This window comes from Neisseria sp. P0008.S010, assembly GCF_051962715.1.
GTDB classification, from domain to species: Bacteria; Pseudomonadota; Gammaproteobacteria; order Burkholderiales; family Neisseriaceae; genus Neisseria; species Neisseria elongata.
The window spans coordinates 1-246 of record NZ_JBQCVA010000385.1 but is presented as its reverse complement, the minus strand read 5'-3'; the positions used below and the strand labels follow the sequence as shown (position 1 = coordinate 246).

The 246-nt window shown below is 52.8% G+C and carries 1 protein-coding gene; it reads right to left on the bottom strand.

Going from position 1 to position 246, the window contains the following annotated elements; genetic code table 11:
- A partial coding sequence (locus ACTHSL_RS14010; protein ID WP_002256589.1) for an IS5 family transposase occupies positions 1–245 on the bottom strand: 245 nt, incomplete at its 3' end.
- Position 246: the final 1 nt, after the last annotated feature.

Sequence of the window (246 nt, the reverse complement as noted above, 5' to 3'; positions counted from 1 at the left end):
ATGAGGCTGTGTTCGAGTTCGGGATCGGAAAGGCTGTGCCATTGTCCGAGCAGGACGGCTTTGAACATGGACAGCAGGGGATAGGCGGGACGGCCGCGGTGGTCTCTAAGGTAACGGGTTCTTTGACGATTCAGGTATTGTTCGATCGGTTGCCAATCAATCACTTGATCCAACTTCAATAGTGGGAAGCGGTCGATGTGTTTGGCAATCATGGCTTGTGCGGTTTGCTGGAAGAAGGTGCTCATG